The organism is Geodermatophilus sp. SYSU D00696 (assembly GCF_054050235.1).
Window position 1 is genome coordinate 103774 of record NZ_JBJGYY010000002.1, and the last position, 24830, is coordinate 128603.

Here is a 24830-nt window from a genome sequence, read left to right on the forward strand (position 1 = left end):
CCTCGGGTGACTGGTCCGGGGAGCCGGGTCAGCCCCGCTGGGCCCGGTTGACCGCGGAGACCACCGCGCGCAGCGAGGCGCTGACGATGTTCGGGTCGATCCCCACGCCCCACAGCACCCGGTCGCCGACGGCGCACTCGACGTAGGCAGCCGCGCGCGCGTCCCCGCCGGCCGACAGCGCGTGCTCGGCGTAGTCCAGGACGCGGACGTCGACGCCGAGGGTCGCCAGCGCGTCGACGAACGCCGCGATCGGGCCGTTACCGCGACCCTGCACGGTGACCGGGACGCCGTCGTCGACCAGTTCGACCACCATCTCGTCGAGCTGCTCGCCGTGGGCGGTGTGCCGGTGGCCGCTGAGGGCGAACCGGCCCCACGGGATCTCGGGGTCGGGCAGGTACTCGTTGCGGAAGGCCGCCCACATCTGCTGCGCGGTGACCTCACCGCCCTCGTCGTCGGTGTGCCGCTGGATGACCGCGCTGAACTCGATCTGCAGCCGCCGCGGCAGGTCGAGGTGGTTCTCGGTCTTCATGATGTAGGCGACGCCGCCCTTGCCGGACTGGCTGTTGACCCGGATGACGGCCTCGTAGCTGCGGCCGACGTCCTTGGGGTCGATCGGCAGGTAGGGGACCGCCCACGGCATCTCGTCGACGCTCCTGCCGGCGGCCTGCGCGTCGGCGGCGAGGGCCGTGAAGCCCTTGTTGATGGCGTCCTGGTGGGAGCCGGAGAAGGCGGTGTAGACCAGGTCGCCGCCATAGGGGTGCCGCTCGTGCACGCCCAGCTGGTTGCAGTACTCGACGGTGCGGCGGATCTCGTCGATGTCGGAGAAGTCGATCTGCGGGTCGATGCCCTGGCTGAACAGGTTCAGGCCCAGGGTGACCAGGTCGACGTTGCCGGTGCGCTCGCCGTTGCCGAACAGGCAGCCCTCGATGCGGTCGGCGCCGGCGCGGTAGCCCAGCTCGGCGGCGGCGACGGCGGTGCCGCGGTCGTTGTGCGGGTGCAGGCTCAGCACGACCGCGTCGCGGCGGGCCAGGTTGCGGTGCATCCACTCGACCTGGTCGGCGTAGACGGTCGGCTCGGCCATCTCCACGGTGGCCGGCAGGTTGAGGATGGTCGGCCGGTCGGGCGTGGGCTCCCAGACGTCGGTGACCGCGTTGCAGATCTCCGCGGCGAAGTCCAGCTCGGTGCCGGTGAAGGACTCCGGGCTGTACTCGAAGCGGACCTCGGTGTCGCGCAGTTGCTCGGCCAGCTTGCGCACCAGCTGGGCGCCGTGGACGGCGATGTCGACGATGCCGGCCCGGTCGGAGTCGAAGACGACGCGGCGCTGCAGCGTGCTCGTCGAGTTGTACAGGTGGACGATCGCCTGCTTCGCGCCGCGCAGCGACTCGAAGGTGCGCTCGATCAGCTCGTCGCGGGCCTGGGTCAGCACCTGGATGGTGACGTCGTCGGGTACCAGGTCGTCCTCGACGAGCTGGCGGACGAAGTCGTAGTCGGTCTGGCTGGCGGCCGGGAAGCCGACCTCGATCTCCTTGTAGCCCATGCGGACCAGCAGGTCGAACATCCGCCGCTTGCGGTCGGGCGACATCGGGTCGATCAGGGCCTGGTTGCCGTCGCGCAGGTCGACCGCGCACCAGCGCGGCGCGACGGTGGTGACCCGGTCCGGCCAGGTGCGGTCGGGCAGGTCGATCTGCTGGAACGGGGCGTAGCGCGAGATCGGCATCCCCGAGGGACGTTGCGGGTTGCGGGCGTGCGGGTGCTGCGGGCTGCTCACGGTGGTCTGACTCCTCTGGCGCGGGCTGGACTGTCGCTCCTGTGGGGGCGGTCAGCGGGCACCGGGACGTCATCGACCACGGCAGGATCTCCGCGGCGAGGGAGCCGACCTAGGAGGAGGCCTCGCCGCGGCGGGTAAGCAGGAGGCTGCCGCGCACGGAGCCCACGGTAGCAGCGGGTCAGCTCAGGTCGCAGCCACACGCGCAGTCGGGCGCGTGTGGGGCGGGCGTCGCGGCCCGGCCCGGCGCCGGCGGGGGCTCGTCGAGCAGCAACGCGTCGCAAGCCGGCGGGCACACGCAGCGGAACTCGGCGGCGGGCCGGAGGAGGCCGGCCGCCCGCCGTCGCTCGAGCTCCTCCTCGCGGGCCCGCCGCGCGGCCGCCCGGCGGGCCCGGGCCCGGTCGGCGAGCGAGTCGCCCGGCTGCGGCAGCTGGTGGTCGTCCGGGGTGCCGCGGCGTGCCCGTGCCTCGTCCCGGTGCGACCGGACGCGGGTGAAGGTGTAGGTGACCGGCTCGCGGTCGAACCGGTGCGGGCCGTGCCACCAGCCGTCGTCGCCGTGCCGGGTGTCGAGGTGGGCGGGGAAGTGCCGCCCTCCGCCGTCCCGGACGGCTGCGGCGTCCATCGGCGACACCTCCCGCCCCTCGGCGTCGAGCAGCGCGAGGCGCAGCCCGGCCACGGCCGCCAGCCGGGCCAGCGCCCGGGCGTCGAGTCCTCGCGTGCCGGCCTCGGCGGCGGCGATCGTCGCCCGGGGCGTGCCGGTCGCCTGCGCGATCTCGCGCTGCGAGAGGTCGGCGAGGCGCCGGATGCGGCGCAGGAGGCCGGACAGGTCGAGGTCGGACACGTCGCCAGCATCGGGTCGGTGCGCTGCGGACGGTCCCAGGCATGTGGAACTGGGGACAGTGGTGCTTTGCACACAGGTGTGGTCAGAGCTCGAGGGTCGTTGGCGGTAGGGGTCCTCGCTGACTCGTGCTCTGCACACCGGTGTGGGCAGAGCACTACTGCGCGCAGGACACCACACCGGGGAGCCGGGCGGCGGCGCGGAGGAGGCGCCGGCTCCCGGTCCGCGGCGGGCGGCGGCTCAGAACTCGCCGCGGCGGCGGAGGCGGAGGGGGCGGCCGTCGGGGTCGTCGACCAGCCGGTACAGCGGCGTGGCCCACAGCCGGGTGGCCAGGGAGAGCTGCTCGGGGCTGTGGTGGCGCAGCCGGCCCCGCGGGCGCGGGCCGCTGCGGCCGCTCTCGTACCAGGCGTCGAGCTCGGCGGCCTGGGCCTCGAGGGTGGCGACGAACGTGTCGGGGTCGAGCAGGTCGGTGTCCTCGCTGCCGTCCTCGGCCCGGTCGGTGTGCTCGCGCGCGAGCGCCAGGCGCAGGTCGCGGGCGAAGGTGCGCGCGCCGTCGCCGGTGCCGGCGGGGTCGCGCGGCTCCCGCGGGTCGAGCGTGGTGTCGAGGACCGCGCTGGAGAGCTCGCTGTCGTGCGTCCAGGACCGCCGGTTGAAGTTGTCGCTGCCGACGCTGGCCCACACGTCGTCGACCACGCACACCTTGGCGTGCACGTACACGGGCGTGCCCTCGTGGTTCTCGACGTCGAACACGTGCACCCGGTCCCGCCCGGCCCGCCGGCACATCTCCAGGGCCTGCCACCGCCCCACGTACTGCGGCCGCGACCCCAGCGCGCCGTCCTGGTCGGGGACGCGGGGCACGACGACGACCAGGTGCAGGTCGGAGTGCTCGGTCAGCGCGTCGGCGAACAGCTGGGCGACCTCGCCCGACCACATGTACTGGTCCTCGAGGTAGATCAGCCGCCGCGCCCGCTTGATCGCCTTGGAGTAGCCCCGGGCGATCGAGCGCTCACCGTCGGGGGCGAAGTCGTACCGCGGGCGGATGGCGGGATAGGTCCGCAGGTTCTGCACCAGGTGCGGGCCGCAGGGCGGCGGGGGCGGCAGCCGGGGAGGCAGCCGGTCGGCGTACATCCGGCTCCGCCGCAGCCGGTCGACCACGTGTGCGATCGGGTTCCCCTCGTCGGGGTCGGTCGGGTCGTCCCACCGCTCGCGGAACACCGTGTCCAGCGCCGCGACGGCGGGACCGCGGACCATGAGCTGCACGTCGTGCCACGGCGGTGTCCGCCCGTAGGCCGCGGCCATGGGGATCGACTGCGGGTCGCCGCGGTGCTCGGCGTCGTCCCGGCGGCTGTGGCACAGGTCGATGCCGCCGACGAAGGCGACGTCCTGCGTCGGGTCCTGGTCGTGCCGGCAGACGACGAGCTTCTGGTGGTGGCTGCCCATCCGGCGCACCCGCTGGTCGAGCACGACCAGGCCGCCGCCGTCCTCCACCTCGCGGTCCAGCGCCCGGTTCTCGCGGCCGCTGAACGACAGCCAGTCCACGTGCGAGCGCCACACCAGCCCGCGCACCGTCACCCCGCGGCGCACCGCCTCGGTGAACAGCTCCGCGACCGTCGGCCCGCCCGGCCGCAGCTCCTCGTCGGGGTCGCCGCGCCAGTCGGTGAAAAACAGGTGGTCGTTCTCGTCGAGGACCTCGACGGCCGACACCAGCGCGTCGAAGTAGGTGGTCCCGTGCACCAGCGGCACGGCGAGGTTGCCCTCGGTCCAGGCCGGCAGGTCGGTGGCCGCGTTGCCCCGCTCCTCGGGGCCGAGCAGCCACTCCGCGGGATCGGTCACCCGGTGATCACATCGCGCCGGGGGAGGGCACGCAAGGCGCGGGCCTGCCTCGATCCCGGCCCCGGACCCCGGCATCGGTAGCCTGTGGACCCGTGGCCCTCGTCGTGCAGAAGTACGGTGGCTCCTCCGTGGCCTCCGCCGCCCACATCAAGCGCGTGGCCGAACGCATCGTCGCGGAGAAGAAGGCCGGCAACGACGTCGTCGTGGTCGTCTCGGCGATGGGCGACACGACCGACGAGCTGCTCGACCAGGCCGCGCAGATCACCGACGAGCCGCCCGGCCGCGAGCTCGACATGCTGCTCACCGCCGGTGAGCGCATCTCCATGGCCCTGCTCGCCATCGCGATCAACACCCACGGCTACGAGGCCCGGTCCTTCACCGGCTCCCAGGCCGGGGTGATCACCACCAGCAGCCACGGCAAGGCGCGGATCATCGACGTCACCCCCGGTCGGCTGCGCTCGGCGCTCGACGAGGGCTCGATCGTCATCGTCGCCGGCTTCCAGGGCGTCAGCCAGGACACCAAGGACGTCACCACGCTCGGCCGCGGCGGCTCGGACACCACCGCCGTCGCCGTCGCCGCGGCGCTGCGGGCCGACGTGTGCGAGATCTACACCGACGTCGACGGCGTGTTCACCGCCGACCCGCGGATCGTCCCCAACGCCCGCCGGCTGGAGACGATCACCTACGAGGAGATGCTCGAGCTGGCCGCCTCCGGCGCGAAGGTGCTCATGCTCCGCTGCGTCGAGTACGCCCGCCGCTACGGCATCCCGGTGCACGTCCGCAGCTCCTACTCACAGCTCCCCGGCACCGTGGTGACCGGCTCGATGGAGGACCTCAGCGTGGAACAGGCGATCATCACCGGCGTCGCGCACGACCGCAGCGAGGGCAAGATCACCGTCTACGGCGTCCCGGACCGGCCGGGCGAGGCCGCGCAGATCTTCCGCGTTCTCGCCGACGCGGAGATCAACATCGACATGATCGTGCAGAACGTGTCGGCTGAGGGCAGCAAGATCGCCGACATCTCCTTCACGCTGCCGAAGAGCGACGGCCCCACGGCGCTCGCCGCGCTGGAGGCGGTCAAGAACACCGTCGGCTTCAGCGACGTCCGCTTCGACCAGCACATCGGCAAGGTCAGCCTGGTCGGTGCCGGCATGCGCAGCCACCCCGGTGTCTCGGCCCGCTTCTTCGGGGCGCTCGCCGACGCCGGCGTCAACCTCGAGCTCATCAGCACCTCGGAGATCCGCATCTCCGTGGTCTGCCGCGACACCGACGTCGACCTCGCCGTCCGCGCGGTGCACGACGCCTTCGACCTCGGGACCGAGGAGGAGCAGGCCGTGGTCTACGGAGGGACCGGACGATGACCACCTTCTCCAGTGACGGCCTGCGGGTCGGGATCGTCGGCGCCACCGGCCAGGTGGGCGCCGTCATGCGCCAGGTGCTCGCCGAGCGCCGCTTCCCGGTGAGCGAGCTGCGCTTCTTCGCCTCCGCCCGCAGCGCCGGCAGCGCCCTGCCGTGGGGCGACGGCGAGATCACCGTCGAGGACGCCGCGACCGCCGACCCTACCGGCCTCGACGTCGCGCTCTTCTCCGCCGGCGCGAGCACCTCCCGCGTCCAGGCGCCGCGGTTCGCCGAGGCCGGGGTCACCGTCGTCGACAACAGCTCGGCCTTCCGCCGCGACCCCGACGTGCCGCTGGTCGTCGCCGAGGTCAACCCGCAGGCGCTCGACGAGATCCCGCGCGGCATCGTCGCCAACCCCAACTGCACCACCATGGCCGCGATGCCGGTGCTCAAGCCGCTGCACGACGAGGCCCAGCTCGTCCGGCTCGTGGCCAGCACCTACCAGGCGGTCTCCGGCAGCGGGCTGGCCGGCGTCGAGGAGCTCGACGGGCAGGTCAGGGCCGTGGTCGACAAGGCCGCCGAGCTGACCCACGACGGGTCGGCGGTGGCCTTCCCGGAGCCGCGGAAGTACGTCCGGCCCATCGCCTACAACGTGCTCCCCATGGCCGGCAGCGTCGTCGACGACGGCTCGCTCGAGACCGACGAGGAGCAGAAGCTCCGCAACGAGAGCCGCAAGATCCTCGGCATCCCCGACCTGCGGGTGTCCGGGACCTGCGTGCGCGTGCCGGTCTTCACCGGGCACTCGCTGTCGCTCAACGTCGAGTTCGCCCGGCCGCTGACCGCGGCACGGGCCGCCGAGCTGCTCACCGACGCCCCGGGCGTGGAGCTGAGCGACGTCCCGACCCCGCTGCAGGCGGCCGGCCAGGACCCGAGCTTCGTCGGGCGCATCCGGCAGGACCGGAGCGTCGACGACGACCGCGGCCTGGTGCTGTTCGTCAGCAACGACAACCTGCGCAAGGGTGCGGCCCTCAACACCGTGCAGATCGCCGAGCTGCTGCTCGCCCGCCGCGGCCGCTAGACGGGGCGACTCGGGTGGCCGTCCGGGTCGGGGTGTTCCTCGCCCTGGTCGCGGTCGCCGCGGTCGTGTCGGTGGTCGTCCCCAACGACCCGTGGCACGACTTCTTCGACCTGCGGGTCTACCGCGGCGCGGTCGCCTCGTGGCTCGACGGGCAGCCCCTCTACGACTACACCTACGGCCCCAGCCCCTACGGCTTCACCTACCCGCCGTTCGCCGCGCTGCTGGTGCTCCCGATGGGGCTGCTGCCCTATCCGGTGGTGGCGACCGTGCACGTGCTGCTCAACACCGCCGTCCTCGTCGGGCTGGCCTGGTGGCTGGTGACGCCGCTGGCCCGCCGGCACGGCTGGCCACTGCCGTGGGCCTGGCTGTTCGCGCTGCCGCTGCTGTTCGTGGTCGAGCCGGTGCGGGAGACCATCGGCTTCGGCCAGGTGAACCTGATGCTGATGGCGCTGGTGCTGGCCGACGTCGCGGCGCTGCGCCGCGGCTCGCGCTGGGCCGGCGTGGGCATCGGGCTGGCCGCGGCGGTGAAGCTGACCCCGGGCCTGTTCGTCGTCTGGCTGCTGCTCACCCGCCGGTGGCGGCCCGCCGGGGTCGCGGTGGCGACGGCGGCCGCCGCCACGCTGCTGGCCCTCGCGGTGGCCCCGGCGACGTCGTGGCGGTTCTGGACCGAGACGCTGTGGCAGACCGAGCGGGTCGGCGCGCTGGACAAGACCTCCAACCAGTCGCTGCTCGGCGCGCTGGCCCGGCTGACCGACCCCGCGGAGCCGCCGCGGGCGGTGTGGGCCGTGCTGGCCGCCGCCGCGCTCGTCCTCGTCCTGACCCGCGCGGTCCGGGTGACCCGGGCCGGTGACGACCTGGCCGGTGTGGCGCTCACCGGGCTGGCCGCCTGCCTGGTCAGCCCCGTCTCCTGGTCGCACCACTTCGTCTGGCTGGTGCCGGCCCTGGTCGTGCTGGTCGACCTCGCCCTCGGCACGCCGCCCGCGGCCGGCACGCCGCGGTGGTGGCGGGACCGCTCACGGGCGCTGGCCGGGTCGCTGGCCGCCGTCACCGCCGCGGTGCTCGCGTCGTCGGCGATCTGGTTCGCCAACGCCCGCGCCGGCCACCACCACGACCGCGGCGTCACGGGGATCGTGGTCGAGGACCTCTACCTGCTGGCCACCCTCGCCGTCGTCGCGCTCCTGCCCGCCCGGGTCACGGTCGCACGTGCTCCAGCGCGAACGACAGCGCCGTCTCGACCTGGCGGATCGTCTCCTCGATGACCAGCGAGCCGTGCCCGGCGTCGAAGCGGTACACCTCGTGCGGCTTGCCGAGCTCGTCCAACCGGGCCAGGTAGTTCTCGATCTGCCGGATCGGGCACCGCGGGTCGTTGGCCCCGGCCACCACCAGCACCGGCGCCCGCACCGACTCGACGTGGGTGATCGGCGAGGAGCGCACGTACCGGTCGCGCACCTCCTCCGGAGAGCCGCCGAACAGCGCGCGGTCGTAGGCCCGCAGCCCCTCCATCTCGTCCTCGTAGGCGGCCAGGTAGTCGGCCACCGGCACCTCGGCGATCCCGGCCGCCCAGCGCTCGGGCTGGGTGCCCAGGCCCAGCAGGGTGAGGAACCCGCCCCACGACCCGCCGGTGATCAGCGCCCGTTCCGGGTCGAGGAAGCCCTCGGCGACCAGCGCGTCGTAGACGGCGGCGACGTCCTCGAGCTCGGTGGGCCCGGGCCGGCCGGTCAGGGCGTCGCGCCAGGCGCTGCCGTAGCCGGTGGAGCCGCGGTAGTTGACGTGCACGACCGCGTACCCGGCGTCCACGTAGGCCGCGCGCCGGGCGCGGTAGCTGTCGTCGTCGGCCGACTCCGGGCCGCCGTGGACGAGGAACGCCGTGGCGTACGGGGGCTCGCCGGCCGGACGCACCACCAGCGCGTGGACGTCACCGCCCGGGCCGGGCACCCAGCGGTCCTCGACCGGGTAGGCGGCCGGCGGCTCCTCCCCGGGCGCGGCCAGCACCACCGGCCCGTCGGCGCGGCGGATCACCGGCGGGCGCTCGGAGTTCGACCAGGCCAGTTCGACGGTGCCGTCGGGCCGGGCGGTGGCGCCGCGGACGACGCCGCGCGGGGTGTCCAGCCGCTCCAGCGTCCCGCTGCCGAGGTCGTAGCGGTACAGCTCGCTGCGGGCGGCGTGGTCGTGGCCCACCAGCAGCGCCGACCCGTCGGGGTACCAGCCGGCGGTCACGTCGCCGGGCAGGTCGAGCACGATCTCGGTCTCGGTGTCGGCGGCGACGTCCCAGACCAGCAGCTCCTCGCGGCCGCGGCGCTCGTGGCCGACCAGCAGCCGCCGGTCGCCGGGCAGGGGGGCGAACTCCAGGGCGTGCAGGCCGCGGCCCTCGCCGTCCCACTTCTCGGCGACGACCGAGTCGTCGTCGGTGCGCAGCACGCGCAGCGCCGGGTAGCGCGGGTCGCCGTGCTCGGAGTGCGAGATCACCAGCAGCTCGTCGTCGAGGGTGAGCGCGTCCACCGACGCGGGGTCCTCGTGCCGGTAGACCACCCGCGGCGTCCCGCCGGCGGGGGCCAGCCACAGCTCGCTGCCGTCGTCGGTGGACCGGCCGACCGCGACCAGCGAGGAGCCGATCTCCAGCCCCGCGGGGTAGGCCGGCCCGACCTCGGGGACGGCGACCCGGTCCTCGCCCCCGGCGAAGGGCTGCACCATCCAGACGCCGAACTCGTCGCCGTCGGTGTCGGCGAACCACCAGATCTGCTCCCCGTCGGGGGAGAGCGTGCCGATCAGCGTGCCGTTGGCCCGGTCGGTGACCTGCCGGTGGGCGTCGGTGGTGCGGTCCCAGGCGTACTGCTCGACCACGCCGCTGACGTCGGAGGCGTACAGGCTGCGCTGCGGGGCGTGCAGCGCCCAGTCGGGCAGGCTGACCCGCGGGGCGCGGAAGCGGGCCTGCCACCGGGTGGTGACGTCGGGCGGGAGGGTGGACGCGGTCGGCTCGGCAGTCACCGGTCCATCGTGCCCGCACCCCCGAGCGCGCCGTCGGGGTGTCGGGCTCAGCCCATCACCAGGCCCTCGATCGTGTGCTTCTGGACGATCGGGCGGAGCTCGTCGACGACGGGGCAGCGCAGGTGGTCCCGCACCCGCTGGGGCAGCTCCGCCCAGTAGTGGTGGGTCACCGCGAGGTCGTGGTGCTCGTCGTTGCCGGCTCCGGGCGCGTCGACGCCCAGGACCAGCACCGGGCGGGAGAGCTGGGAGCGGTTCCGCGTCCCGCGGTGCAGCGTCAGGGCGGAGCGGACCGAGATGTCGCCCATCTGCGGGTACTTCCGGACGGCCAGTGCCTCGTAGCGCGGGTACTCGCTCTCCGGCGGGAACATCCCGTGGTCGAAGTCCTCGCCGGTCTCCCACTGCGTCCCCGGGGCGACCTCGAAGGGCCCCATCTCGTCGACCGTGTCGACCGTGGTCACGTTGAAGGCCAGGGAGGTCAGCCGCCGCTCCTCCCGCGTCTCCCGCGGGCTGGGGAAGTCCCGGTGCCACGGCTGGTCCATCGCACCGGGGAACGGGACGTCGAAGCCCACCTCGACGATCGTGTAGTCCGGCCCGAGGACGGTCTCGCACGCGGTCCGGACCCAGGGGTGGTCGACCAGGTCGACGAAGCCGCGCAGCGCCTGCGGGTGGATCTCCACGTACCAGCGGTTGGGACCCCGTCCGACGGCGCCGCCCTCGCGGCCGCGGGCCTCCTCGAACGCGGCGTCGACGTCCTCGCGCAGCTGCTCGACCCAGGAGCGCGGGAAGGCGCCCTTGAGCGCGGTGATGCCCTCGGTGTACAGCGCCTCGCGGATGGCGGCGGCGTCGTAGCCGTCGACGGGGGCGGGACCCCCGGTGTCGGTGCCTGCGTCGGTGCTCATGCCCGTGCCCCTCGTCGGTGTGGCGTCGGTCACCCCGATGATGCGACGTGGGACCTGTGCCCGCGCCCCGGGAGGGGCAGCGGGACCTGCGGTCAGCGGCCTCCGGCGCCGGCACCGGCCGGGTACTCGCTGCGGTTCCGGCCGCCGCGGGTGGCCCGGTCGGCCATCGCGCGGGTGTGCTCGGCGGCGGCGTCGCGGACGTCGCCGATGAGCAGCTCGAGCACGTCCTCGAGCGCCACGAGGCCGACGGTGCGCCGCTCCCCGCCGTCGGCGGCCACCACGCCGCCCAGGTGGGCGCCCTGCGCGCGCATCTCCGAGAGCACCTCGGGCAGCTTCGTGCCCGGCGCGATGGGCACCAGCGGCGTCAGGAGCTCGTCGGGCACCGGCCGGTCGCGGTCGCCGCCGGCGATGCGCAGGGCGTCCTTGACGTGCACGAAGCCCAGCAGGGCGCCGTCCCCGCCGGTGACCGGGTAGCGGCTGAACCCGTGCTCGGCGACGACGGCCTCCAGCTGCCGCGGCGTGACCGAGCGCGGCACGGTGACCACGGTGTCCATCGGCAGCAGCACGTCCTCGACCGTGTGCTGCTCGAACTGCAGCGCCCCGGCGGCCAGCTCGCTGACCTCGGTGCCCAGCAGCCCCTCCCGCCGCGACTGGGTGATCATCGACCGGATCTCGGCCTCGTCGAAGCTGGCCGCCACCTCGTCGGTCGGGGTGGCGCCGAACAGCCGCACGAACACGTTGGCCGTGGTGTTGAAGAACCAGATGACCGGCTTGAGCAGCCGGGTGAAGGCGGCCAGCGCGGGGCCCAGCACGATCGCCGCGCGGTCGGGCCCGGCGATGGTGATGTTCTTGGGCACCATCTCCCCGAGCACCATGTGCAGCACCGTCACCAGCGACAGCGCGATGACCAGCGCGATCGGGTGCAGCAGCGCGTCGGGGACGTGGAGGGCGTGCAGCGGTGCCTCGATGAGGTGGGCGACGGCGGGCTCGCCGACGGCGCCCAGGCCCAGCGAGCACAGCGTGATGCCCAGCTGCGCGCCGGCCATGTTCTGCGAGACGTTGCGCATCGCGGCCAGCGTCTTCACCGCCCGCGGGGAGCCCGCCTCGGCGCGCGGCTCGATCTGGTCGACCCGGGCCGACACCAGCGCGAACTCCGCGGCGACGAAGAACGCGTTGCCCAGCAGCAGGGCGACCAGGACCAGCAGGCTGACGGCGTCGCTCATGCCGCCACCGCCCGCTCGGCGCGCTGCCGGGCCGACGCGGTCGCCCCGGCCGGCAGGACGACCGTCCGCTCGGCCCGCACCCGCGCGACCCGCCGGCCGTCGAGGGACTCCACGGTCAGCCGGGCACCCTCCAGCTCGACGGTGTCGCCCACCTCGGGGAGCCGCTGCAGCCGCTCGGCGAGGAACCCCGACAGCGTCTCGTACCGGCCCTCGGGCACCGCGACCCCGGTGCGCTCGAGCACCTCGTCGGGCCGCAGCAGCCCCGACACCACCCACTGGTTCTCCCCCAGGCGGCGCAGCGTCCGCAGCGGGCGGTCGGTCTCGTCGGTGATCTCGCCGACCAGCTCCTCGACGATGTCCTCCAGCGTCACCACCCCGTGGGTGGCGCCCCACTCGTCGACGACCAGGGCGATCTGCAGGCCCTGCTCGCGCAGCAGGTCCAGCAGCCGCTCCAGCCGCAACGACGACGGCACCGCCAGCACCGGGTCGGCCAGCTCCGCGGCGGTGCGCCGGGTGCGCTCGGCCTCCGGCACGGCGACCGCCCGCTTGACGTGCACGACGCCGGTGACCTCGTCGAGGTCGGAGCCGTAGACGGGGAAGCGCGAGTTGCCCGACTCGGTGGCCGCGGTGATGACGTCGGCGGCGGTCGCGCTGGCCCGCAGCGTCCACAGCCGGGTCCGCGGGGTCATGACGTCGGTGGCGTACTTGGCGCGCAGGCCCAGCGACCGCTCGAGCAGCCGGGCCGCGACGGGGGAGAGGTCGCCCTCGGCGGCCGAGCGGCGGGCGACGGAGGCCAGCTCCTCGGCGCCGCGCGCGGAGTCCAGCTCCTCCTTCGGCTCGAAGCCCAGCCGCCGCACGATGGCGTTGGCCAGCCGCTGCAGCGACCGGACGACGACGCCGAACACGGCGGTGAACGCGCGCATCCCCGGCGCCACCCAGCGGGCCACCCCGAGCGGGTTGGCGATGGCGAGGTTCTTGGGCCCGAGCTCGCCCAGCAGCATCTGGAGCGTCGTCGCCAGGGCCAGCGCGAGGCCGTAGGAGACGCCCGTGGCCGCCCCCGCGGACAGGCCCAGGGTCTCCAGCGGGCCGTGCAGCAGCTGGCCGATGGCGGGCTCGGCCAGGTAGCCGACGACCAGCGTGGTCAGCGTGATGCCCAGCTGGGCCGCGGACAGCTGGGTCGACAGCGACCGCAGCGCGGCCACGACGCTGCCCGCACCCGCGTCGCCGGCGCGGGCGGCGTCCTCGACGCGGCCGCGGTCGACCGTCGTCAGGGAGAACTCGGCCGCGACGAAGAAGCCGGTGCAGGCCGTGAGCACCACGGCGGCGAGGAGGAGCAACCACTCGGTCATCGGGCTCCTCGGTGCCCGCCACGGGCGGAGTCCAACCGGAACGGGCCCGGAACGCGCTCAGGGGCCGCCTTCCGGCGGCCCCTGAGCGGTGGGTCGGGGTGACAGGATTTGAACCTGCGGCCTCGTCGTCCCGAACGACGCGCGCTACCAAGCTGCGCCACACCCCGGGTGTGCCTCGACCACTGTAACCGAGCCGCGGAGCCGGCCCGGCGCCGGGTCATGCGGGTCGCGCGGTCAGCGTGAGCAGCGTCGCCTCCGGCGGGCAGGCGAAGCGGGCCGGCGCGAACGGGCTGGTGCCCAGGCCCGCGGAGACGTGCAGCCAGGTGCCGGCGGGCCGCTCCGGCGACGGTCCGGCCCACCGGTGCAGCCAGCGGGCGCGCTCGCGGTCGATGCCGCAGTTGGTCACCAGCGCGCCGTAGAAGGGCACCCGCAACTGGCCGCCGTGCGTGTGGCCGCACAGCAGCAGGTCGTAGCCGTCGGCGACGAACCGGTCGAGCACCCGGGGCTCGGGGGAGTGCACGACGCCGATCCGCAGGTCGGCGGTGGCGTCCGCGCGCCCGGCGACCTCGTCGTAGCGGTCCCGCTCCAGGTGGGGGTCGTCGAGGCCGGCGAAGGACAGCCGCCGGCCGGCGACGGTGAGCTCGCCGCGGGCGTTGGTGAGGTCCAGCCAGCCGCGGCCGGTGAACGCGTCGCGCATGTCGCGCCAGGGCAGCTCGTCGCCGTGCACCCGCTTCTCGCTGCGCGTGAGGTAGCTCACCGGGTTCTTCGGTCGCGGGGCGTAGTAGTCGTTGGACGAGGTGACGAAGACGCCCGGGCGGTCCAGCAGCGGGTCCAGCGAGCGCAGCACGGCCGGGACGGCGTCGGTGCCGGCGAGGTTGTCGCCGGTGTCGACCACCAGGTCGGGCTCGAGCCCGTCGAGCGCGGCCACCCAGTCCTGCTTGGAGCGCTGCCCGGCGGTCATGTGCAGGTCCGAGAGGTGCAGCACGGTCAGCGGCGCCGAGCCCGGGGCGAGGACGGGGACGTCGAAGCGGCGCAGGGTCCAGCGGGTGCGCTCGTACAGCGAGGCGTAGGCCACGGTCGCGGTGCCGGTGGCGACGGCGGCCGTGGGCAGGGCGGTGTACCAGCGCACGGTGCCCGAGCCTACGGGCCGGCCCTGCCGCCGGCGCGGGCGTGCTTGCGGCGTCGTGCCAGGCTGGAGGCGTGTCCGACCTCAAGGATCGCCTGCGCGCCGACCTGACCTCCGCCATGAAGTCGCGCGACGAACTGCGCACCGCGACGCTGCGGATGGTGCTCGCGGCGGTGAGCGCGGAGGAGGTCGCCGGCAAGGAGGCCCGCGAGCTGTCCGACGACGAGGTGCTCGGGGTGCTGCGGCGGGAGGCCAAGCGGCGCCGCGAGGCGGCCGAGGCGTTCGACGCCGCCGGCCGCGGCGAGCAGGCCGGCCGCGAGCGCGCCGAGGGCGAGGTCGTGGCCGACTACCTGCCCGCGCAGCTCGACGACGCCGACCTCGCCGCGCTGGTGGCCGACGCGATCACCCGCACCGGCGCCACCGGCATGAAGGACATGGGCCGGGTCATGGGCGCGGCCAACGCGGCCGCCGCCGGCCGGGCCGAGGGCGGCCGCGTCGCCGCGGAGGTCCGCCGTCAGCTGGGATGAGCCGCGCGCTCTCGTCTAGCCGCCGTTCCGCCCGCCGCCGCCGTTCCAGCCGCCCCGGCCGCCGTCTCCTCCACCGCCGTTGCCGCCGTCGTTGCCGCCGTCGTTGCCGCCGCCGTTGCCGCCGCCACCGGGCGGGCCGGGAGCCGGGCCGCCACCCATCAGTGCCGGGTCGGCCGGCGGGAAGGCCGACGTGGGCTTGTCGGCGAGGTAGGGCGCGAAGGCGTCCCGCCAGATGGTCGCAGGCATGTTGCCGCCGTAGCCGCCGACGTCCTGCTTGGTCTTGGGGTTGAAGACCATGACGCTGCCGGCGTACTCGGGCATGACCCCGACGAAGGCCACCGAGTCGCGGCCCTGAGCGGTACCGGTCTTGCCGGCGATCACGTGCCCGGGGATCGCCGCCCGGGTGCCGGTGCCCTCCGGCAGGGCGGTGTCACCGACGAGGATGGTGGCCAGCGTGTTGGCGATGTTGGCCGGGATCGACTCCGGGGTGCAGTTGTCGTCCGTGACGAGGGGCTGGCCGTCGTCGCCGGTGAGGGGCTGGCCGTTGCGGTCGAGGACCTGCACCAGCGGCATCGGCCGGCACATCGTGCCCTGGGCCCCCAGGGTGGCGTAGGCGTTGGCCAGGTCCAGCGGGCTGGTGGCCTCCGCGCCCAGGGTGAACGACCCGAACTCGCCGTCGATGATCGTGTCGGCGGAGTTCTGCGTGGGCTGGTCGAAGGTCATGCCCATCCGCTCGGCCATGCGCACCGGGCCCTCCACGCTGCCGAGGCGGTCCTCCAGCGCGAGGAAGTAGGTGTTGGAGGAGCGGACGAGCGCCCCCACCATGTCGAGCGTGTCGGGGTAGTTGCCGACGTTGCGGACGCAGTACATCCCGTCGGACTGCTCGCGGTCGCCCCCGCAGGAGGGACCGCGGAAGACGCGGGACGTGTACTGGTTGCCCGGCGTGGTGATCACGGTGCCCGCCCCGATGCCCGCTTCGAGTGCTGCCGCGGCGGTGAACGTCTTGTAGGTCGAGCCGGCGCCCTTGCTGGCCGCCGCGTGGAGCACGACGGACTCGCAGTCGGGGTCCGAGCAGCCGAAGCGCCGGTTGACGCTCATCGCCAGCACGTCGCCGGTGCCCGGCTTGACGGCGGTGAACACGCCGGCCAGCTCGGCGCCCATCGGCAAGGTGTTGAGGACGGCCTGGTCGCCGAGGGTCTGCAGCTGCGGGTCCAGCGTCGTCTGGATGGTCAGCCCGCCGTTGTCCAGCTGCTCCTGGGTGATGCCGAGGACGCCGGTCAGGTAGCCCTGCATGTAGGAGCAGAAGAAGCCGCCGACGACGGCGTCGATGCAGCCGTTGGGCGGGCTGAGGCCCTCGGCCACCTGCACCGGCTGGGCGGAGATCTCGGTCAGCTCGGCCTCGCTGACCAGGCCGAGGTCGAACATCCGCTGCAGCACCTGGTTGCGCCGCGTCTGGCCGTTCTCCGGGTTGGTGATCGGGTCGTCGTTGGCCGGGCTCTGCACCAGCCCGGCCAGCATCGCGGCCTGGGGGAGGGTCAGGTCGATCGCGTTGACGCTGAAGTAGCGCTGGGCGGCGGCCTGGATGCCGTAGGCGCCGCGCCCGAAGTACACGATGTTGAGGTAGCGGGTCAGGATCTCGTCCTTGGAGTAGGTCTCCTCCAGGGCGAGGGCCAGCCGGGCCTCGCGCAGCTTGCGGGACAGGCCCTCGACGCCGTCCTGCTCGGTGGCCGCCGTCCGCTCCTCCGGGGTGTCGGCGGTCTCCAGCAGGGTCTGCTTGACCAGCTGCTGGGTGATCGTCGAGCCGCCCTCCTGCACCGATCCGGCCGACAGGTTGGTCACCGCGGCGCGCAGCGTGCCCTGCACGTCGAGGCCGTTGTGGTCGTAGAAGCGCGAGTCCTCGATGGCGACCAGCGCCTGCTTCATGACCTCCGAGATCTGGTCGGAGGTCACCACCGTGCGGTTGTTGGTGTAGAAGTTCGTGATCAGCGAGCCGTCGGCCGCCAGCACCCGGGAGTTGCCCGCGGGGGTGGCGTCGGTGAGCTCCACCGGCAGTGCGTCGAGCAGCGACGCCGAGTTGCGCGCCGCCACTCCCGCGCCTCCGACCACGGGCAGCAACATGCCGGCGACGAGCGCGCCGGCCACGACGATCATCGCGGCGAGCTTGGCCAGGACCCTGGCGCGGGAGGCAGCAGACATCACCGCCAATGTACGGTGCGTGACCCCCCGTGGCGCTCCCTCAGCCGCGGCGCGCGGGCAGCACCCGGGTGCGGGGCACGCCGGTCGGCGTGTCGTCGTCGGGGCCGGTCAGCGCCTCGGCCATCGCCCGCAGCCCCTCGATGTCGTGGACGTCGCCGGCAGCGGCCGGCACCGCCCGCATGCCCACCTCGGGGTGGGCGCTGGTGAACCGGTCGGCCAGTCGCTGCTCGCGCGTGGCCAGCGCCATCCGCTCGGCGTGCACCCGGAGCGCCCCGGCGACGAGGGCGGCGGGGGTGCCGTCGCCGTCACCGACCGCCTCGGCGGCGGCCTCGGCACGGGTGGCCGACAGCCGGGTGCTCGCCGGCGGGTGGGTCCGGTTGAGCACCAGGCCGGCCAGCGGCATGCCCTCGGCGGAGAGCCGGTCGACGAAGTAGGAGGCCTCGCGCAGCGCGTCGGGCTCGGGGGTGGCGACGACGACGAACCACGTACCCGGCCGGTGCAGCAGCTCGTAGGTGGCGGTGGCCCGCTCGCGGAACCCGCCGAACATGGTGTCCAGGGCGGACACGAACGCGGAGATGTCGCGGAGCAGCTGGCCGCCGAGGACCTTGCTGATGATCCGGCTGAAGAAGAGGAAGCCGGCGCTGGCGAACCGGAACCCGGCCCGGCTGGGCGCCATGAGCAGCCGGATCATCGTGCCGTCGAGGAAGCGGCTCATCCGGTTGGGGGCGTCGAGGAAGTCCAGCGCCGACCGCGACGGGGGCGTGTCGACGACGATGAGGTCCCACGTGTCGGCCGCCCGCAGCTGGCCCAGCTTCTCCATCGCCATGTACTCCTGCGTGCCGGCGAAGGACGAGGAGAGGGTCTGGTAGAAGGGGTTGGCCAGGATCTGCTCGGCCCGCTCGGGGGTCGAGTGCGCCACGACGATGTCGTCGAACGTGCGCTTCATGTCCAGCATCATCGCGTTGAGGTCGCCGGGGATCCCCGGGACCTCGACCCGCCGTGGCTCGTTGTCGAGCTCCTCGAGGCCCAGCGACTGGGCCAGCCGGCGCGCGGGGTCGATGGTCAGGACGACGACCCGGCGGCCGGCCTCCGCGGCGGCCAGCGCGAGCGCGGCCGACGTCGTCGTCTTGCCCACCCCGCCGGAGCCGCAGCAGACCACGATGCGGGTCGCGGGGTCGGTGATGAGCGCGGCGAGGTCCATGGGCGGTGCCTGCCGGGGCGAGCCGGCCGCGCGGCCCGGGCGGGCGGCGGCGTCGTCAGCGGCGGCCGCGCTCACGCCGCCACCTCCGCGCCGAGCGCGTCCTCGAGCCGGCCGGCCAGCTCGAACAGGCAGCCGAGGTCCATCGGCCCGGGCAGCAGCGGCAGCTCCACCGTCGGGCGGCCCAGGGACTCCACGCGGGCGCGCAGCGCGTCCTGGGCGGCCCAGCGCTGGGCGTGCTCGACGACCTCGGCGGCCAGCGCGTCGGCCAGCTCGCCGTCCTGGGGCAGGCCCGCCGCCGTCAGGCCCGGCGCGAGGTCGGACCCGGCGAGCCGGCCCTCGGCGGCGCGGCGGAGGTCGTCGGCCGGGAGCGCCGGCTCGGTGGCCATGTTGACGATCACCGTCCCGACCGGCAGGCCGACCGCGGTCAGCTCGGCGATGGCGTCGGCGGTCTCCTGCACCGGCATGTCCTCGAGCAGGGTGACCAGGTGGACCGCCGTCTGCGGGGAGCGCAGCACCGCCATGACGCCGTCGCTCTGGGTCTTGATCGGGCCGGAGCGGGCGAGGCCGGCCATCTCGCTGGTGACGTTGAGGAAGCGGGTGATCCGCCCGGTGGGCGGGGCGTCGACGACGACGGCGTCGTACACGCGACGGCCGTCCTTGCGGCGGGTGACCGCCTCCTTGACCTTCCCGGTGATCAGGACGTCGCGCAGGCCCGGGGCGATCGTGGTCGCGAAGTCGACCGCGCCCATCCTGCGCAGCGCCCGGCCGGCGCGGCGGAGGTTGTAGAACATCTCGAGGTACTCGAGCAGGGCCTCCTCGACGTCGATCGCGAGGGCCCGCACCTCCCCGCCGCCGCGGGTGACGGCCACCCGGCGCTCCTCGTAGGGCAGCGGCGGGGTGTCGAAGAGCTGCGCGATGCCCTGGCGGCCCTCGCACTCGACCAGCAGGACGGTGTGCCCCTCGGCGGCCAGGGCCAGGGCCAGGGCCGCGGCGACCGTGGTCTTGCCGGTGCCGCCCTTCCCGGTCACGAAGTGGCAGCGCACGGGCAGGTCGGGGCTCACCCGGCCCAGCCTAGGAGTCGGAGGACCCTCCTGCTCCCCACCCTTCCCGAGCTCACGGCGGGGCCCTGCAGGAGGGCCGAGGCGGGGGCCGGGACGGGGCCGTGGTCCTGCGCTAGCGTCGTGGCCCATGAGCGAACCGGCCCGCCGCAGGTGGGAGTACGCCACCATCCCGCTGCTGATCCACAACACCAAGGCGATCCTCGACTCGTGGGGCACCGACGGGTGGGAGCTCGTGACGGTGCTGCCCGGCCCGGCGGGGTCCGAGCAGCCGGTCGCCTACCTCAAGCGCCCGATCGGCTGAGGCGCCCGCGATGACCTCCGCCCAGGACCCCCGGACCCAGAGCTGGCACGCCCGGCTGGCGCAGCTGGGCATCCGGCTGCCCCCGGTCGCTGCGCCGGTCGCCTCCTACGTGCCGGCCGTGCGCTCCGGGCAGCTGGTGTTCACCAGCGGCCAGCTGCCCTTCGTCGACGGCGGGCTGCGGCGCACCGGCAAGGTCGGTGGCTCGGTCGACCCCGAGGACGCCGCCGCCGACGCCAAGCTGTGCGCGCTGAACGCGCTGGCCGCCGTCGACGAGCTCGTCGGCCTCGACCAGGTCGCCCGTGTGGTGCGGGTGGTCGGCTACGTGGCCAGCGCCGAGGGCTTCAGCGGCCAGCCGCGGGTGGTCAACGGCGCCAGCGAGCTGCTGGGCAAGATCTTCGGCGACGCCGGCCGGCACGCCCGCAGCGCCGTGGGCGTCGCCGAGCTGCCGCTGGGCGCGCCGGTGGAGGTCGAGCTGACCGTCGAGCTGAGGGGATGACGGCGGAGATCCGCCCGGCGGCCACGGTCCTGCTGCTGCGCGACGGCGCGGCGGGCCTCGAGGTCCACCTGCTGAGGCGTACCCGCGGGATGCCGTTCGCCGGAGGGATGACCGCCTACCCCGGCGGCGGGGTCGACCCCCGCGACGGCGACACCGACGTCGCGTGGGCCGGACCGCCACCGGCGCAGTGGGCGGCGTCGCTGGGGTGCGACGAGCGGGTCGCCCGGGAGCTGGTCTGCGCCGCGGTCCGGGAGACGTTCGAGGAGGCCGGCGTGCTGCTGGCCGGGTCGCCCGACGGCCGCGACGTCGTCCCGGACGTCTCCGGCGACGACTGGGAGGCCGAGCGGCAGGCGCTGCTCACCCGGGAGCTGTCCCTGGCCGAGCTGCTCGCCCGCCGCGGCCTGGCGCTGCGGGCGGACCTGCTGCGGCCCTTCGCGCACTGGGTGACCCCGCCCCAGGAGACCCGGCGCTACGACACCCGGTTCTTCGCCGCGGCCCTGCCCGCCGGGCAGGAGGCCCGCGACGTCTCCGGGGAGGCCGACGAGGCCAGCTGGCTGACGCCGGACGCCGCGCTCGCCGAGATGCGCACGGGCGCGCGGCCCATGCTGCCGCCGACCATCCACACGCTCGGCCAGCTGGCGGCCTTCCCCGACGTGGCCTCGGCGCTGGCCGGCAGCCCGCCGGAGCCGCTGACGCCGATCATGCCGGAGCTGCGGACGACCCCCGAGGGCCGCTACGCCGAGCTCCCCGACGGCACCCGCATCGGCCTCGTGGTGCCGCTCCCCTCGTGACCCTCCGGGTCACACCGCCACCAGGTGCCAGAGGCCCAGGACCCGACGGGTCCTGGGCCTCTGGCGTCGAGTCGGTCAGCGCGCGCGGCGGCGGAGTCGGTCCTCGTCGAGGACGACGACCGACTTGCCCTGCAGCTGGATCCAGCCGCGGTGCACGAAGTCGGCCAGCGCCTTGTTCACCGTCTCGCGGGAAGCGCCCACGAGCTGGGCCAGCTCCTCCTGCGTGAGGTCGTGCTTGACCCGCAGGCCGTCGGTCTCGCGGCTGCCGAAGCGGTCGGCCATCTGCAGCAGCGCCTTCGCGACGCGGCCCGGGACGTCGGTGAAGATCAGGTCGGCGACGGAGTCGTTCGTGCGGCGCAGCCGGCGGGCCAGCACGTGCAGCAGCCGCTCGCCGACCTCCGGGTGCGCCTCGATCCACGGGCGCAGCACCGACTGGGGCATCTTCGCCAGCTTGACGTCGGTGACCGCGGTGGCGGTCGCCGTGCGCGGGCCGGGGTCGAACACCGACAGCTCGCCGAACTGGTCGGAGGGCCCCATGACGGCGAGGACGTTCTCGCGGCCGTCGGGGGAGCGGCGGGACAGCTTGATCTTCCCGGTCAGGACGATGTACAGGCTGTCGCCGGGCTCACCCTCGTTGAACACCACCCGGCCCCGCGGGAGGGTGATCGTCTCCAGACGGCTGGCGACCGGGTCGACGGCCTCCTCCGAGAGCCCCTGGAAGAGCCCGGACTGGGCCAGCACCTCGTCCACCACGTGTCTCTCCACCCACCGTTCGCGTCGCGTCTCCCTGCGGACGGAGCCGCCCGCATCCGTAGGGAGTCTAGGCGGCTGTGCCCGCCGTCACCCGATCGGTACGGGAGGGCCCCCCGGACTGGTGAGGTGGTGGTCCTCGCTCAGACGATCGGTTCGGTGCTGCGCTGCACCCGCGAGCGACGCCGGCGGCGCCACCGCGCCATGGCCCGGCGGATGCCCGAGGCGGCCAGCGTGTCGACCTCGCCCGGGGTCGCCGACTGGAGGAACTCGGCCACCTCGCGCGGCGACGTCGGCCGGCGCAGGGGCTCCTCGACGCGCTCCATGACGAGCAGGAAGGCGATGACCATCGGCGGGAAGAGGATGACGATGAGCGCGACCACGTCACCTCCTGGTTCCGTCGCTGCAGGCGGGCCTCCACCGCCATGGTGGCACGGCCCCGGTGCTGTCGCCGGTGACGCATACCCTCGACCGCGTGTCCACGCCGGCCTACGCGCGCCCCTCGCGGCGCCGCGCTCCCGCCCGCCCGGCCTCTCCGTTCGACCCGGACGAGACGCCGCTGGCCCGCACCCGCCGTGCCCGCCGCATGGCCCGTGAGCTGGCCGTCCTCCACCCCGACGCGCACTGCGAGCTCGACTTCACCAGCGCCTTCGAGCTGCTCGTGGCCACGGTGCTCTCGGCGCAGACCACCGACAAGACGGTGAACAAGGTCACCCCCGCGCTCTTCGCCACGTACCCCGACGCCGTGGCGCTGGCCGGTGCCGACCGGGCCCACCTCGAGGAGATCCTCAAGCCCACCGGCTTCTTCCGCGCCAAGGCCACCTCCGTGCTGGGCCTCGCACAGGCCCTGGTCGAGCGGTTCGACGGCGAGGTGCCCGGCCGGATGGCCGACCTCGTCACGCTGCCCGGGGTCGGCCGCAAGACGGCGAACGTCGTCCTGGGCAACGCCTTCGACGTCCCCGGGCTCACCGTCGACACCCACTTCGGCCGGCTGGTCCGCCGCTTCGGGTGGACCGCCGAGGAGGACCCGGTCAAGGTCGAGGCCGAGGTCGCCGAGCTCGTCCCCAAGCGCGACTGGACCATGTTCAGCCACCGCGTGATCTTCCACGGCCGCCGGGTCTGCCACGCCAAGAAGGCCGCCTGCGGCGCGTGCGGGCTCGCCCGCTGGTGCCCGTCCTACGGCATCGGCCCCACGGACCCCGAGGCCGCCGTGAAGCTGGTCAAGACGCCCGCGGCCTCGGACACCGAGTGAGCGCCGGGTCCCGGGGGAGCGCGGCACGGCGGGCGGCCGCCTTCCTGCTCGGGCTGGCCGCCACCCTGTCGGCGTGCACGGCGGCGGAGGACGCCGACGCGGGGCAGCCCCCGGCCGTCTCCCCGACCTGGAGCGCGCCGCTCCAGGCCTGTGCCGAGCAGCCCGACGCGCCGGCCCGCGGGGCGGCGACCCTGCCCGCGGTGGAGCTGCCCTGCCCGGGCGGGGGCACCCTCGATCTCGGCCGCGCCCCGGGCGTGCCCACCGTGGTCAACCTGTGGGCGAGCTGGTGCACCCCCTGCCGCGAGGAGCTCCCGCTGGTGCAGGACCTCGCCGACACCGCCGCCGGCCGGGTCGCCGTGGTCGGCGTCATCAGCAAGGACGGCGTGCCGCAGGCCGACTCCTTCGCCACCGACGCCGGCGTCACCTTCCCCAGCGCCTTCGACGGCGACGGCGCGCTGATGGACGCCCTCGGGCTCAACGTCCTGCCGTTCACCTACTTCGTCGACGCCGACGGCGCGCTCGTGCACACCAAGGTCGGCCCGGTGGCCTCGGTCGACGAGTTGCGCACGCTGGTCGCCGAGCACCTCGGGGTGCAGCTGTGACCGGCGTGCTGCCCGGCGTCGACACCGCCGACCTGCCCGAGTACCTGCAGCGGCTGCTGACCGCCTCCGCCGACCTGCCGCTGCGGCACCGGCTGGGCGCCCCCAGCGACACCGCCCGCCGCTCGGCGGTGCTGGTCCTCTTCGGCGAGGGCCCGCGCGGCGCCGACGTCCTGCTCATCGAGAAGTCCGCCCGGCTGCGCACGCACGCCGGCCAGCCGGCGTTCCCCGGCGGCGGCGCCGACCCCGGCGAGGACTACCCGGTGGCGACGGCGCTGCGGGAGGCGCACGAGGAGGCCGGCGTCGACCCGGCCGGCGTGCGCGTGCTCGCGACGCTGCCCGAGCTGTTCCTCGGCCCGTCGGACAACCTCGTCGTCCCCGTGGTGGCGTGGTGGGACGACCCCGCCGACGTCGCGGTCGGCGACCCGGCGGAGGTGGCGCGGGTGGCCCGGGTGCCGCTGGCCGAGCTCACCGACCCCGCGAACCGGTTCCGCGTCCGCCACCCGGCCGGCTACGTCGGCCCGGCGTTCGGCGTCGCCGGGATGGTCGTGTGGGGCTTCACCGCGGGCCTGCTCGACGCGCTGCTCGAGGCCGCGGGCCTCGCCCGGCCCTGGAACGCCCGCGACGTGCGGCCGCTGGCCTCCACCGGGGTGCGGCCGGCCGCGGTCCCGGGCTCCCTCGGCGAGGGCGGCGCCGAGGACGCCGCCGCGCCGACGGTCGCCGACGGCGCCCCGGGCGCCCCCGCGGCGCGTACGGTTCCGCGGCGATGAGCGCGATGTGGACGCGCCGCCTCCCGGTGGCGCTGACCGGTGCGGTGCTGGCGGCCGGGACGCTGGCCGGCTGCGGCTCCGGCGACGACGGCGGGGCCGCGGCGGCGCCGTCGACCGACCCGTCGCTGGGCCGGGTGACCGTGGCCGAGGACGGCGTCCAGGAGGTCACCATCGAGACCCCCGACGACTACGTGTTCGTGCCCGAGACGTTCACCGTCGACCCCGGGCGGGTGCGGCTGACCCTCACCAGCACCGCCGAGCAGATGACCCACAACCTGCGGTTCCGCCCCGGCGCCGGTCCGGAGGAGATCACCGAGGAGATCCCGCTGCTCGCGCCGGGGGAGAGCGAGACCATCGAGTTCGAGGTGACCGCACCCGGCGACCACCCGTTCGACTGCACCTTCCACATCCAGCTCGGCCAGGTCGGCGTCATGACGGTGCGCGGCTGAGCC

24 protein-coding genes and 1 tRNA gene are annotated in these 24830 nt (G+C 74.6%); 11 read left to right on the forward strand and 14 right to left on the reverse strand.

Translation table 11 applies throughout. The features are described from left to right. Nucleotides 1-28 precede the first annotated feature (28 nt). From leuA to ACI79O_RS02150, 3 genes are all read right to left on the reverse strand, one after another. On the reverse strand, nt 29-1768 hold the full coding sequence (leuA, locus tag ACI79O_RS02140) for a 2-isopropylmalate synthase (protein ID WP_456875357.1): 1740 nt from the start codon (nt 1766-1768) through the stop codon (nt 29-31). Between the two features lie 178 nt (nt 1769-1946). Beyond that, on the reverse strand, nt 1947-2606 hold the full coding sequence (locus ACI79O_RS02145) for a helix-turn-helix domain-containing protein (RefSeq protein WP_456913247.1): 660 nt from the start codon (nt 2604-2606) through the stop codon (nt 1947-1949). A gap of 237 nt (nt 2607-2843) precedes the next feature. Then, a complete protein-coding gene (locus ACI79O_RS02150; protein ID WP_456913249.1) occupies nt 2844-4436 on the reverse strand; it encodes a phospholipase D family protein in 1593 nt (530 codons plus the stop codon). 92 nt (nt 4437-4528) lie between these two features. Here ACI79O_RS02150 and ACI79O_RS02155 point away from each other — a divergent pair, with 92 nt between their 5' ends. Genes ACI79O_RS02155 through ACI79O_RS02165 form a run of 3 tightly spaced genes read left to right on the forward strand, consistent with a single transcriptional unit; the run spans nt 4529 to nt 8111 of the window. After that, a complete protein-coding gene (locus tag ACI79O_RS02155; RefSeq protein WP_456890148.1) occupies nt 4529-5797 on the forward strand; it encodes an aspartate kinase in 1269 nt (422 codons plus the stop codon). After that, nucleotides 5794-6852 carry an aspartate-semialdehyde dehydrogenase gene (locus ACI79O_RS02160; RefSeq protein WP_456890150.1) on the forward strand — a complete coding sequence of 353 codons (1059 nt, stop codon included), beginning with the start codon at nt 5794-5796 and terminating at the stop codon, nt 6850-6852. Before ACI79O_RS02155 ends, ACI79O_RS02160 begins: the two co-directional genes overlap by 4 nt. Before the next feature lie 14 nt (nt 6853-6866). Then, nucleotides 6867-8111 carry a glycosyltransferase 87 family protein gene (locus ACI79O_RS02165; RefSeq protein WP_456890152.1) on the forward strand — a complete coding sequence of 415 codons (1245 nt, stop codon included), beginning with the start codon at nt 6867-6869 and terminating at the stop codon, nt 8109-8111. On the opposite strand, the gene ACI79O_RS02170 is transcribed toward ACI79O_RS02165, so the two are convergent. The 6 genes from ACI79O_RS02170 to ACI79O_RS02195 all read right to left on the reverse strand — a co-directional run bounded on the left by ACI79O_RS02170 (nt 8044) and on the right by ACI79O_RS02195 (nt 14437). Next, nucleotides 8044-9837, reverse strand: a complete 1794-nt coding sequence (locus ACI79O_RS02170) for a prolyl oligopeptidase family serine peptidase (RefSeq protein WP_456890153.1) — start codon at nt 9835-9837, stop codon at nt 8044-8046. The genes ACI79O_RS02165 and ACI79O_RS02170 overlap by 68 nt on opposite strands. Before the next feature lie 47 nt (nt 9838-9884). Further along, nucleotides 9885-10736, reverse strand: a complete 852-nt coding sequence (locus tag ACI79O_RS02175) for a phytanoyl-CoA dioxygenase family protein (protein ID WP_456890154.1) — start codon at nt 10734-10736, stop codon at nt 9885-9887. Nucleotides 10737-10828: 92 nt separating this feature from the next. Beyond that, the gene (locus tag ACI79O_RS02180) at nt 10829-11959 is read right to left on the reverse strand and encodes a hemolysin family protein (RefSeq protein WP_456913250.1); all 1131 of its coding nucleotides are present in this window, start codon (nt 11957-11959) and stop codon (nt 10829-10831) included. After that, nucleotides 11956-13308 carry a hemolysin family protein gene (locus ACI79O_RS02185; protein ID WP_456890157.1) on the reverse strand — a complete coding sequence of 451 codons (1353 nt, stop codon included), beginning with the start codon at nt 13306-13308 and terminating at the stop codon, nt 11956-11958. Before ACI79O_RS02185 ends, ACI79O_RS02180 begins: the two co-directional genes overlap by 4 nt. A 93-nt stretch (nt 13309-13401) precedes the next feature. Then, nucleotides 13402-13475: transfer RNA gene (locus tag ACI79O_RS02190), tRNA-Pro, on the reverse strand. Between the two features lie 50 nt (nt 13476-13525). Then, nucleotides 13526-14437: a metallophosphoesterase gene (locus ACI79O_RS02195; protein ID WP_456913251.1), complete on the reverse strand. Its 912-nt coding sequence runs from the start codon at nt 14435-14437 to the stop codon at nt 13526-13528. Between the two features lie 71 nt (nt 14438-14508). On the opposite strand from ACI79O_RS02195, the gene ACI79O_RS02200 reads away from it, so the two are divergent. Next, nucleotides 14509-14961, forward strand: a complete 453-nt coding sequence (locus ACI79O_RS02200; RefSeq protein WP_456875368.1) for a GatB/YqeY domain-containing protein — start codon at nt 14509-14511, stop codon at nt 14959-14961. A 15-nt stretch (nt 14962-14976) separates the two neighbouring features. Here the strand turns inward: ACI79O_RS02200 and ACI79O_RS02205 are convergent, their stop codons facing one another. The 3 genes from ACI79O_RS02205 to ACI79O_RS02215 are packed head-to-tail and all read right to left on the reverse strand — an operon-like array spanning nt 14977 to nt 19419. After that, nucleotides 14977-17157, reverse strand: a complete 2181-nt coding sequence (locus tag ACI79O_RS02205; protein ID WP_456913252.1) for a transglycosylase domain-containing protein — start codon at nt 17155-17157, stop codon at nt 14977-14979. 40 nt (nt 17158-17197) lie between these two features. Beyond that, nucleotides 17198-18433, reverse strand: coding sequence for an ArsA family ATPase (locus ACI79O_RS02210; protein ID WP_456913253.1), 1236 nt, complete (start codon nt 18431-18433; stop codon nt 17198-17200). Further along, nucleotides 18430-19419 carry an ArsA-related P-loop ATPase gene (locus tag ACI79O_RS02215; protein WP_456890165.1) on the reverse strand — a complete coding sequence of 330 codons (990 nt, stop codon included), beginning with the start codon at nt 19417-19419 and terminating at the stop codon, nt 18430-18432. Before ACI79O_RS02215 ends, ACI79O_RS02210 begins: the two co-directional genes overlap by 4 nt. Before the next feature lie 127 nt (nt 19420-19546). On the opposite strand from ACI79O_RS02215, the gene ACI79O_RS02220 reads away from it, so the two are divergent. From ACI79O_RS02220 to ACI79O_RS02230, 3 genes are read left to right on the forward strand one after another with little or no spacing between them, the layout of a single operon-like run. Beyond that, nucleotides 19547-19720, forward strand: coding sequence for a hypothetical protein (locus ACI79O_RS02220; RefSeq protein WP_089406007.1), 174 nt, complete (start codon nt 19547-19549; stop codon nt 19718-19720). A 10-nt stretch (nt 19721-19730) separates the two neighbouring features. Next, complete coding sequence (locus ACI79O_RS02225; RefSeq protein ID WP_456913255.1) at nt 19731-20216, forward strand: RidA family protein; 486 nt, start codon at nt 19731-19733, stop codon at nt 20214-20216. Then, nucleotides 20213-21007 (forward strand): NUDIX hydrolase, encoded by a 795-nt coding sequence (locus tag ACI79O_RS02230; RefSeq protein WP_456890171.1) that lies wholly within the window; start codon nt 20213-20215, stop codon nt 21005-21007. Before ACI79O_RS02225 ends, ACI79O_RS02230 begins: the two co-directional genes overlap by 4 nt. A 75-nt stretch (nt 21008-21082) precedes the next feature. On the opposite strand, the gene ACI79O_RS02235 is transcribed toward ACI79O_RS02230, so the two are convergent. Further along, nucleotides 21083-21760 carry a Crp/Fnr family transcriptional regulator gene (locus ACI79O_RS02235; protein WP_456875375.1) on the reverse strand — a complete coding sequence of 226 codons (678 nt, stop codon included), beginning with the start codon at nt 21758-21760 and terminating at the stop codon, nt 21083-21085. Between the two features lie 140 nt (nt 21761-21900). Next, on the reverse strand, nt 21901-22140 hold the full coding sequence (locus ACI79O_RS02240) for a hypothetical protein (protein ID WP_456875376.1): 240 nt from the start codon (nt 22138-22140) through the stop codon (nt 21901-21903). A gap of 92 nt (nt 22141-22232) precedes the next feature. Here ACI79O_RS02240 and nth point away from each other — a divergent pair, with 92 nt between their 5' ends. The 4 genes from nth to ACI79O_RS02260 are packed head-to-tail and all read left to right on the forward strand — an operon-like array spanning nt 22233 to nt 24827. Beyond that, nucleotides 22233-23009: an endonuclease III gene (gene nth / locus ACI79O_RS02245; RefSeq protein WP_456890173.1), complete on the forward strand. Its 777-nt coding sequence runs from the start codon at nt 22233-22235 to the stop codon at nt 23007-23009. Then, nucleotides 23006-23611 (forward strand): TlpA family protein disulfide reductase, encoded by a 606-nt coding sequence (locus tag ACI79O_RS02250; protein ID WP_456890176.1) that lies wholly within the window; start codon nt 23006-23008, stop codon nt 23609-23611. The genes nth and ACI79O_RS02250 overlap by 4 nt, the downstream gene beginning before the upstream one ends. After that, a complete protein-coding gene (locus tag ACI79O_RS02255) occupies nt 23608-24378 on the forward strand; it encodes an NUDIX hydrolase (RefSeq protein WP_456913256.1) in 771 nt (256 codons plus the stop codon). Before ACI79O_RS02250 ends, ACI79O_RS02255 begins: the two co-directional genes overlap by 4 nt. Then, nucleotides 24375-24827, forward strand: coding sequence for a plastocyanin/azurin family copper-binding protein (locus ACI79O_RS02260; protein WP_456890180.1), 453 nt, complete (start codon nt 24375-24377; stop codon nt 24825-24827). The genes ACI79O_RS02255 and ACI79O_RS02260 overlap by 4 nt, the downstream gene beginning before the upstream one ends. Nucleotides 24828-24830 lie beyond the last annotated feature (3 nt).

Excerpts from the sequence above, each read along its gene's own strand:
- ACI79O_RS02160 (WP_456890150.1), top strand. The coding sequence starts at position 5,794 with ATGACCACCTTCTCCAGTGACGGCCTGCGGGTCGGGATCGTCGGCGCC.
- ACI79O_RS02185 (WP_456890157.1), bottom strand. The coding sequence starts at position 13,308 with ATGACCGAGTGGTTGCTCCTCCTCGCCGCCGTGGTGCTCACGGCCTGC.
- ACI79O_RS02225 (WP_456913255.1), top strand. The coding sequence starts at position 19,731 with ATGACCTCCGCCCAGGACCCCCGGACCCAGAGCTGGCACGCCCGGCTG.
- ACI79O_RS02205 (WP_456913252.1), bottom strand. The coding sequence starts at position 17,157 with ATGTCTGCTGCCTCCCGCGCCAGGGTCCTGGCCAAGCTCGCCGCGATG.
- ACI79O_RS02220 (WP_089406007.1), top strand. The coding sequence starts at position 19,547 with ATGAGCGAACCGGCCCGCCGCAGGTGGGAGTACGCCACCATCCCGCTG.
- ACI79O_RS02230 (WP_456890171.1), top strand. The coding sequence starts at position 20,213 with ATGACGGCGGAGATCCGCCCGGCGGCCACGGTCCTGCTGCTGCGCGAC.
- ACI79O_RS02260 (WP_456890180.1), top strand. The coding sequence starts at position 24,375 with ATGAGCGCGATGTGGACGCGCCGCCTCCCGGTGGCGCTGACCGGTGCG.
- ACI79O_RS02175 (WP_456890154.1), bottom strand. The coding sequence starts at position 10,736 with ATGAGCACCGACGCAGGCACCGACACCGGGGGTCCCGCCCCCGTCGAC.
- ACI79O_RS02180 (WP_456913250.1), bottom strand. The coding sequence starts at position 11,959 with ATGAGCGACGCCGTCAGCCTGCTGGTCCTGGTCGCCCTGCTGCTGGGC.